The organism is Methanoregula sp., assembly GCF_049518935.1.
In the GTDB taxonomy this organism is placed as follows: domain Archaea; phylum Halobacteriota; class Methanomicrobia; order Methanomicrobiales; family Methanospirillaceae; genus Methanoregula.
Genome location: NZ_JBEKRH010000005.1, coordinates 111,815 through 121,165 on the forward strand (window position 1 = coordinate 111,815; position 9,351 = coordinate 121,165).

Below are 9,351 nucleotides of genomic sequence, written 5' to 3' on the forward strand. Positions count from 1 at the left end.
GGCACGAGCCGGTGGGGAGGGCTGTGGAAGCATGAGAGAAATCTCAGAAATTCTTCGGGGGAGAGAAGTTATCGGTTACCGACAGATACAAAGCGTTAATGTGTCGCAGCGTAATATTCACAAAAAATCTCTGGTTTATTTCCGGGTGCCGGGGAGCGGTGGGATCCGCAGGGTCGGTCTCCATTCTGCGAATACCCGGCTCTCCCAATCAGAAAACAAGGGGAGTGCAATCGCATGCAAACGTGTAAGTTGACAAGTTGTGTTCTGGTAATCTGCCTGGTCCTCATCGGATCTTCTTTTCTTGCAGGATGTACCCAGAATGAACCGGCATCCGGCATTGTGAAGACGGAAGCCGGGTATGTCTCAGGAATAAACCAGAACGGCCTCCGGGTCTATCACGGCATCCCGTTTGCGGCTCCTCCGACAGGCGAGCTGCGGTGGAGACCTCCCGCACCAGTGCAACCATGGGACGGTATCAAGGAAACGAAACAGTACGGAGCTACCTGTCCTCAGCGGGTCGTTCCGGATAATGTCCCTTCACCGGGAACGCCTCCGCTGAACATGAGCGAGGACTGCCTGTACCTCAATGTCTGGACCCCGGCACAGAGTGCTGACGAGAAACTGCCGGTCATGGTCTTTTTCTATGGCGGGGGATTCGGCGATGTGGCCGGCTCCATGCCGCTGTATAACGGGACCACCCTTGCACAGAAAGGCGTCATCATCGTCACACCGAACTACCGGCTTGGCGCCCTCGGGTTCCTTGCCCATCCCCAGCTGGACAACGAGTCCGCGCATAACGCCTCCGGCAATTATGGGATTCTCGACCAGCAGGCGGCCCTGCAATGGGTCCAGCGCAACATAGGGGCATTCGGCGGCGACCCGTCCCGGGTGACCATCTTCGGCCAGTCGGCGGGAGCGGAGAGTGTCCTCATTCACGTTGCCAGCCCGACAAGCACGGGACTTTTCCGGCAGGGAATTGTCGAGAGCGGCCCCTTCTGGGCGCACGGGGCAATCATCAATGCCACCCACTCGAAGGCCGATGCGGAACAGTTCGGGGTACAGTACGCAGAAAGCCTCGGGTGCTCCGGCCCGGATGCCATTATGCAGATGCGGAAGCTCAGTCCCGAAGCCCTGATCAACGCAACTCCCTCATCACCATCCTCGTTCTGGAGTACCCACACCGTCGAGTTCGAGCCAACGATCGACGGGTGGATCCTCCCCGATACTCTGGACAACCTGTATCTCAGCCACCGCGAGAACCCGGTCCCCCTGATGATCGGGAACAATGCCAACGACGGGACAACACTCTCTGCGAATGCGAACATGACCGTGCCGGAGTACGTGACATTCATCAGGGACCGGTTCGGGAAGGATGCAGATTCCGTTCTCACAGCGTATCCCGCCAATTCGACCGCCGAAGTCCAGCTCCGCCTGGCACAGATCATGACCAACTACGACTTTTCAGACTCAGTGAAGTTTGCAGCAGGTTCCATGGGTGACCTGAACCGGAACACGTACTTGTACCGGTACAGCTATGTCCTGCCCGGGCTGAACCTGGGGGCATTCCATGGCAGTGAGACCCTCATGTTATTCGGAGTCCCGGGAATAAGACCGGATCCGGCGGTTGCCGATAACCTCGTGGATCTCTGGACCCGGTTCGCGAAGACGGGCGACCCGAATGGTGGGATGAATGTGACCTGGCCGGCCTATACTTGGGAAGATGGCCGGTATCTCGATATCAATGAGACCCCGACGGTGAAGAGCGGGCCTGTCCAGGCACCGCATACAAACGCAACCGTTCATGTAAAAATTCTCGCGATAAACGATTTCCATGGGCACATGTCCCCGGGACAGACCCTGAACGAGCGCCCTGTCGGGGGGGCGCCGGTACTGGCTTCCTATATCAAATCAGCGATGGCGTCCGGGAATGCGGATGGCACCATCATTGCCCTGCCCGGGGATGTGGTCGGGTCATCGCCTCCCGTATCCGGGCTGCTCCTTGACGAGCCGTCCATGCTGTTCTTCAACAGCTTTGCAAACCAGTACTGTACCGTCGGATCGCATTCCCCGGATGATTCCTGTAATATGGTTGCAACGCTGGGTAACCAGGAGTTCAATAACGGGATTCCGGAACTGATGAGAAAGATTAACGGGGGGGACGGGTCGACGAATATCACCCACCTCGCTGACCCGTACCCCGGCGCGAGATTCGACTATGTCTGCGCAAACGTGGTCTGGACCGCCAACAATACTCCCATCCTTCCACCCTATACCCTGCGCAATGTGAGCGGGGTGACGATCGCGTTCATTGGTGCAGATACGATGACCACGCCTGAGCTCACGAATGCTGCCAATGTCGAAGGTGTGACCTTCCTTGACGAAGCCGATTCCATAAACCGGTATATCCCGGAGATCCGGAATAAGGGTGTGCACGCGATCGTGGTCCTCCTCCACGAAGGAGGAAACCAGGTTCCCTATGAGGGCCCCACGCAGGCGGGCGGGAACGTAACCGGGCGGGTGACCGAAATTATTCCCCGGCTCGACCCGGCGGTTGACGTGGTACTGTCCGCCCATACCCATGAGTTCACCAATGCCTTCCTGAACAATTCCGGCGGAAAACCCGTACTCGTCACGCAGGCGTATATGTACAGCCGGGGGTACGCCGATATCGATCTCACCATCGATACGGGCAGCGGGGAGATCGTGGGGAAATCCGCACAGATTATCCCGGCCTATGCAGACCAGCCCCCCGGTACCAGCCCGGACCCCGCTGCCACGGCGCTTCTTGCAGCGGCCCAGGGGGCCGTTGCCCCGGTCGAGGACCAGACGATCGGCGTTGCTGCCGGGAATATTACCCGGGGCGAGAACAGTGCCGGGGAGTCGGCGATGGGGGACTTGGTTGCAGACGGGGAGCGGGCCGCGATGAAGACCGATGTGGGATTTGATACGTCCGGTGACATTTTTGCAGACCTGCCGGGGGGTAACATCAGCTGGAACGACTTGTATGCGGTCCAACCGGCTGCCGGGACGGTCCTGTCAATGACCCTGTCAGGTGTTCAGATCCGGAATGCCCTTGAACAGCAGTGGCAGGAGCCGCTCCCCCCGGACAATCTCATTGTCTCGGGGCTTGCATATACCTATGATGCAGCAAAACCTGCAGGCAGCAAAGTGACTGCGGTGACGATACACGGTGTCCCCTTAAACCCGGACACGAACTACACCGTTTCCACGGTCGGATACCTTGCTATGGGTGGTAACGGGTACACGACCTTTGAGGGAGGACAGAACATGACCTACGGGCCGGTTGATGTCGATGCCCTTGTTTCCTACGTGGGGTCATTGCCGCAACCGGTGAACGTGACGGCTGACGGGAGGATACAGAGAATAAACTAAAAGCCGGACCGGCCCACCGCTACATTCTGTCCGGGTACGCGTGAGAGGGGGATCGATGCCGGGAATGTCTCGCGCATCGGGCACACTGGAACGCCGGACGGCGGTGAATGCTACTGAGCGTGGTGGCGGGGGTGCAGCCGGTGGGGATGAGGAGCCGGCTTCCTGACACACACCCCGAAAATGAACAGGCCGCTTCCGTCACAGATCCGCTCCGGAGCCGGGACCTGATATACGCTTCCGCAGGTACGGTCCATTTTATATGGCAGCGTCCCGACTGTCACGTCCCGGCGGGACCCGGGAAAATCAGGCCACCCAGTGCAGCACGTCCCGGACCACGGACCAGCGGGGTTCTGTTGCAGACGGGATCTCTCCAAGCACCCAGTAATCGTACTTCTTCTGGAGCAGCCCGTAGTCATTCTCCGTCCGTAGCCAGTAATCGAGCGCGAGGAGCCAGGAGTCGCTGCTCTCCTTCGCCACCGGGTACGCGTACATCATCTGGTAGGAGTCACTGGGCTGGATGATAGCCACGTCGAAGAGCGGGTACTGCAGGGTCAGGGTATACCCTTCCTCGGCGGGGATCATCAGGGCATCGGCCTTCCCGCCCACGAAGAACTCCTCCTTTGAGTCGATCGGGACAATGGTTGCCCGGGGAAGGAGCTGGTGGGCTACACCGACAAGCGCCGTGTTGTTGTAGACGGCAACCCGGAGGCCGTCCATCTTCTGCACGTCATCCAGCTGCGTGAACTTATCCTTATTCCCGTCCGGAACCACGAACGCCAGGTGTACGGTGACAGTCGGGTCGGTGAATTTCATCTGGTCGAGCCGGTCTGCGGTCACCACGACTGCAGACATGGCGATGTCGCAGTAGCCGCTGTCGAGCGACTCGGCAAGGTTGGTCCCCGTGATGGGAACGAACGCGATCCGGGAGACATTCAGGGTCCGGGCCAGGTCATAAGCCATCTCCACGTCGTATCCGACCAGTTCGCCCTTGCCATTGAAGAACGCGAAGGGGACATTGTTGCTGTTGTACCCGACGCGGAGCACGCCCCGATCGCGGATCTGCCGGATCTCGTCCCTCCCGACGGGGGGCGGGGGAACAACGGCCGGGACATCCTCCCTGTTCAGGTAGACGGTCGTGTTCACGACACTGTCCAGCCGGTTCCCCGCCGGATCCAGGGGCAGCTCGATCTGCGAGATCCGGTCGCTCCCGTGATAGGTACCGGCCAGCAGGTACGCGAAGCCCGCGTGCAGCCCGGCGATCATGATGGCGGCGAGCAGGACGACACCGATGGCGGACATGACCGCCCTCTTCCACCGGAACCGGGCCCGGTTCGTGGTGAGGGCGATCGTGATGGTGGAGAGCGAGAAGATCGAGATGACGCTCAAGGGGGCTACGAAGGCCTGCCTGAGGATCCCCGAACTGACGTACAGGTTATTCGCGTCCGCCGGGAGGTGCATCAGGTTCAAGAGAGAGATCACCGAAAGTTTCGATGAGCCGAAGAAGCTGGGGATACCGATCGCGATGAGCCTGAGCTGCCCGATGAGACCGAGCGGGTTCTTGTACATCCAGGCCACGAAGAGGATGAAGAGGAAGGGGACGAGCCCGCCAAGGAGCGGGAAGGTGTAGGCCACGGGTACCATGATCTCGCTGAGCGACCGTACATTCCCCCGGTCCGTGCCCGGGGCCGGGTCTCCTTTGGGATCTCCGGCCGGGCCAGTACCGGTCCCGCCGGGTGTACCGGGATCCCGGTCCCCGTCCTCGTCTTCCATGCTCCCGTTGCCGGTCTCGCTGGCCCGGCCCTGGAAGAGCTTCTCCACCCCATCGGAGATCAGCGGCAGGGTGATGAATTCGGTGCCGGTCGAGAACGCGAGGAGCATCGCCCGCGAGGAGGCGTCAAGGATGTCCCGGTACCGGAACGTGGTGAAACAGGTGACCAGCAGGGGCATGACAACGAGGCCGAGCAGGACCGCGGCAGCCGCGAGGGTGATGATGAAGACCTGGAGGTCCAGGAAATTTTCGAAGGTAAGGGTCCCGGCCGTGACCGCCGTGATGACGAAGATGCCGACCGGGAATGTCAGGGAGATGATGTGTGTCATCCGTTCGAGGGCACGCAGCAGGGTCCGCAGGATGCTCACGATCGGCCCGCTCCCGTCATCCAGCATCAGGGCAAAGCCCAGGAAGAGGCAGAAGAGGACGGTGGCAGGGATGATCCCATCCGAGAGGGAGAGGAACGGGTTTGACGGTATGAACATGTCGATGAAGTTGATATCGGTTACCGGGGCCAGGAACTGGGTGCTGAAGAACGAGGCCTGCACCCGGGGGGGAAACGCCAGCTGGAACGAGAAATACCCAATCACGCAGATTGCCCAGATCAGGAGGAGGACCAGGAACGCCTTGAGTGCGATCGCCTTTGCGGTGTCCCGCTTCAGGCTCCCGATACCGACAATGAGGGAGATGGCGACGGTTGGCAGGATCGTGATCTGCCAGATCTTGATGAACGCATCGCTGACGGGTTGCATCACCGAAGTGAGGTCGCCGAAGAAGAGCCCGGTGGCGATCCCGAGGATGAAACCGAGCAGTATCCAGATGGTGAGGTTCCAGCGGGGCAGTCTCATGATGTTGTCTCTTCTCCGTGACCAAGGCCAGGGTATGCACGAGCGGGCGGGATCCCGGAACCCGCGCGGGCAGGCGCCGGGGAAACCGGTGTGCCGTAACCGTGAATCCATGACCATACCGGGCGTCTGTTACGGCCGGGCTTCAGGCGTAAGCGAATATTACTCTCGTCATTATTTAACAGTTCCCGGGGGGATTGGCCGCCCGGGGGGAACCGGTCCGTATGCAGGCAGGCCGGTTCCCTCACCCGCCGAAAAAAGTTACCAGATGACCGGACGCATGCTCACGTTCCGGTACTGGGCATCGCCGGGCTGGATCTCCGGGAACGCATCATAGAACTCCGGGACATTGAAGAGGGGGCCGTTCACCCGGTATTTCAGGATGCTGTGGGGATCGGTGTACACCAGCGTGCGGGTCGTGTCGTCCCGGTAACTCCCCTGCCAGGCCCGGGGTCCGGTGCCGGGAGGACGGGCCTCAGCACTGCACTTGCGAGGGGGGCAGCCGGGTGCCGTCGAGGGCGTGGCGTTTGGCCTGGCTGCGATTCGGATGAGGAGGCTTCAGTTTATAGGATCGCGGAACGTCGTTCTCCCTGTGCGATCGTTACCGGGAACTCAGCAGCCGGGAAATATCCCGGGATGGCCCGGCTCTTATATTCCCCTTTGCTCTGATGCGGGAGCATGCTTTTTCTGAATATGCCCCGGGTACCATATCGTAAAGATGATGCCGGCAATCAGGACAAGATACGTGAGCGGCGGGGCAATCCCCCCGGCAGTGTGCGGGTATGCGAACGTAAGATAATTCAACGTGAGATTGATCACAAAGATGCCGCCCCAGACCCCGGTCATCAGGACGTTTACCCGGATAAAAACCGGGTTTTCCCAGAGCGTCCGGTCAACCATCTCACGTGCATACTGCAGGGTGAAGGGGATCTTTGCAAGGATTGATCCGAAGGTAACAGCTGCGAATGCTGCATAAATCAGCATTCCCATGATCGGAAGTATCCCGGTCATGCCAAGGACCCCGAGAGCAATGAGCAGGGCGCCGAACAGCAGGAAGGTTGCCCAGGTCAGGATCCGGCCTTTCCTGAGATCGGAAAAGCCGGTAATTACGGTGACGGCCAGTGCAGCGCCGAGTGCGAAAACCACGCCCGATGCGGAACTTCCCGCAAGTACACCATAGACGATCAGGGGGAGAAAGCCCAGAAGGATGCCCGCGTTTTTCATTTTTTCTCCCGGACTAATCAGGTGTTTCCGGGCAGGCGTTCCTGAGCACCGGTCCGAAGGGCTCGATCATATGGTGTTTCATATCGGCAAACACTTTTTTCCGGAAACCGGGTATCTTTGTTAACGGGATGAGAATCGCGTTCAACAGCCGGGTCTTCAGGTCAGCCTGTGGGAAATCGAACATCCCGTGTTCCTGATAATACCGGTAGTCCGCCTGGAACACGAACCTCATTCCCGCGTAGATGTTATCCCGGAAGATCTTGTGGCCGCCGATTGCATAGAAGGTCCGCGGGGGGATGTACCCTGCTTCTGCACAGTGTACGAGACGCACTGCCAGGGCATCGAGCAGGGCATCAAGCTCGCCGGAATCCGTGACCTCGTCGGTAACGAACTGTGCATGACACCCGCCGTTGTCTGCCCATGCCACGAGTGTTTCCTTCAGGGAAGGGATCTGGTGGAGGGGGCCTGCGATCACAAAGCCAATCTGTTTGCCCCCGAGACCCGGGGTATGGCCATTGAAGAAACTCCGGTCGAAGAACTGCTTCCATGTCGATGAGAGGTACCGGTCGTGCACCGAACCTGCCATGATAATGATATCCGCAGGCACCAGTCTGTTTTTGAAAAAGTCAGTGTACCCGTCGTTATAGACACAGGTATTGTTATAGCCGCACTGGCAGCACCCGAGGCATCCTCCCCTGATATTCACGTCATGGAGATTGATCATCTCCACGGGACCGGGAAAAATTTTGAGGAGCCGGTCAGTCATAGCCGCAAGATTTGGTGAATTGCCATCGGCATCCGTGAGAATGACAACCTTTTTTGTACCGGTATCAAGAGGTTCGTGTTCTGTGCCCGGGACATAGGTATAGTTCGGCCATACGAGCGGGGCGTTCTCCCGCTGGACCGGGCACGTTTCCTGTACTGCGGTGAAGAGGAGCGATGCGAATGTTTCCAGGCGCTTTTGTTCCACTTCAGATAAGAGGTCCTTCATTTCCGCGGAATAAAACCCGAGGTACTTCATCCCGAGATCGTCGCTGACTGCATGGATGTAGGCATGGGCGGTCTGGTCGAAGAAATGGATCGATGTGGAGAGCGATGCTGCATAGGTGCCGGCAAATACATCCTGTGCCTTCCGCTCGAAGATAAGTTCGATAAACCGCTTGTACTGGGAACAGACAACCAGGTAATAGAGTGGAAATGCCCAGAGGACAAGGTCTGCGGACCGGATGCTGCCGACAATGGTATTCCAGACTGCAGTATCCTTCTCGATCTTTCGTATATCCTGTGCCACGTTGAAAATTTCATACGTATGTCCCGGGAATTTTTTCCGGATGTACGCAACATACTGCATCGTGACACTGATCTCACCCTTCGGGCTGCCGTTCAGTACAACAATTTTCATGATGATCTCCCCGTCCGTGCTTATTCATCCGGCCTGCTGGCACTGTCAAGGATCTGCCGGGCGAACTCCTGGAGGGCATCAGCTTTCACGAGCGCTATGCCGCGTTCCACATCGCCCAGCACCAGCAGGATGTCCCCCTGTTTTATGCCGAAGATCTCCCGGGCTTCCTTGGGGATGACGATCTGCCCGCGTTCGCCCACCTTCACGCTGCCGAAGAGGTGTTTTGTCTTCTCCTTCCGAGGTGCGATCAGCTCGTCCACCAGATCTTCCGTTCCGCAATTCTTACTTTTCATACTTATCATATTTGTGCGATTAATTGTATTTATCATTTTTTGTTTTGGAGACCAGGTTGTTCTCACAAGGGCAGCCGGGAGCCGGTGCCGGGACCGGACGGGCCTCATATTAGTACTTGCGAGGGCAGCAAACACCGGGCGATCGCATGGCGTTTGGTAACCAACGGTAATCGCAAAATTCAGCTGATTCTGGTAATTCTATTTGCACTTTTTCGCTCAGTAATTTTTCATTTGTTTTTCTGATACCTGATATGTAGAGGAATGCGTTAGAAAGAATAAATGCACCCAGTATAAATCGCTCATTGTGGACAGCCGGAGGTTGTTCCACAGAAGAAGAGGACGGGTCCACCTACCGTACAAGTCAGATGGCCCGCATCCTGCCCGTAGGCATGAGATCATTATCTTCCATTCCTATGAAGGTTTTCC

At 58.2% G+C, this 9,351-nt stretch carries 6 protein-coding genes; 1 reads left to right on the forward strand and 5 read right to left on the reverse strand.

Going from position 1 to position 9,351, the window contains the following annotated elements:
• Positions 1-234 precede the first annotated feature (234 nt).
• Positions 235-3,393, forward strand: a complete 3,159-nt coding sequence (locus ABSE13_RS05685; RefSeq protein WP_424027535.1) for a carboxylesterase family protein — start codon at positions 235-237, stop codon at positions 3,391-3,393.
• A 303-nt stretch (positions 3,394-3,696) separates the two neighbouring features.
• On the opposite strand, the gene ABSE13_RS05690 is transcribed toward ABSE13_RS05685, so the two are convergent.
• The 5 genes from ABSE13_RS05690 to ABSE13_RS05710 form a co-directional block, all read right to left on the reverse strand.
• Positions 3,697-6,009: a cation:dicarboxylate symporter family transporter gene (locus tag ABSE13_RS05690; RefSeq protein ID WP_424027536.1), complete on the reverse strand. Its 2,313-nt coding sequence runs from the start codon at positions 6,007-6,009 to the stop codon at positions 3,697-3,699.
• 258 nt (positions 6,010-6,267) lie between these two features.
• A complete protein-coding gene (locus ABSE13_RS05695; RefSeq protein WP_424027543.1) occupies positions 6,268-6,555 on the reverse strand; it encodes a M13-type metalloendopeptidase in 288 nt (95 codons plus the stop codon).
• Between the two features lie 99 nt (positions 6,556-6,654).
• Positions 6,655-7,230 carry a DUF3159 domain-containing protein gene (locus tag ABSE13_RS05700; RefSeq protein WP_424027537.1) on the reverse strand — a complete coding sequence of 192 codons (576 nt, stop codon included), beginning with the start codon at positions 7,228-7,230 and terminating at the stop codon, positions 6,655-6,657.
• A gap of 13 nt (positions 7,231-7,243) precedes the next feature.
• Positions 7,244-8,632 carry an NAD(P)H-dependent oxidoreductase gene (locus ABSE13_RS05705; RefSeq protein WP_424027538.1) on the reverse strand — a complete coding sequence of 463 codons (1,389 nt, stop codon included), beginning with the start codon at positions 8,630-8,632 and terminating at the stop codon, positions 7,244-7,246.
• Positions 8,633-8,652: 20 nt separating this feature from the next.
• Positions 8,653-8,925, reverse strand: a complete 273-nt coding sequence (locus ABSE13_RS05710; RefSeq protein ID WP_424027539.1) for an AbrB/MazE/SpoVT family DNA-binding domain-containing protein — start codon at positions 8,923-8,925, stop codon at positions 8,653-8,655.
• Positions 8,926-9,351: the final 426 nt, after the last annotated feature.

Coding starts and splice junctions, on each gene's coding strand:
- ABSE13_RS05685 (WP_424027535.1), top strand. CDS start 235: ATGCAAACGTGTAAGTTGACAAGTTGTGTTCTGGTAATCTGCCTGGTC.
- ABSE13_RS05690 (WP_424027536.1), bottom strand. CDS start 6,009: ATGAGACTGCCCCGCTGGAACCTCACCATCTGGATACTGCTCGGTTTC.
- ABSE13_RS05700 (WP_424027537.1), bottom strand. CDS start 7,230: ATGAAAAACGCGGGCATCCTTCTGGGCTTTCTCCCCCTGATCGTCTAT.
- ABSE13_RS05705 (WP_424027538.1), bottom strand. CDS start 8,632: ATGAAAATTGTTGTACTGAACGGCAGCCCGAAGGGTGAGATCAGTGTC.
- ABSE13_RS05710 (WP_424027539.1), bottom strand. CDS start 8,925: ATGAAAAGTAAGAATTGCGGAACGGAAGATCTGGTGGACGAGCTGATC.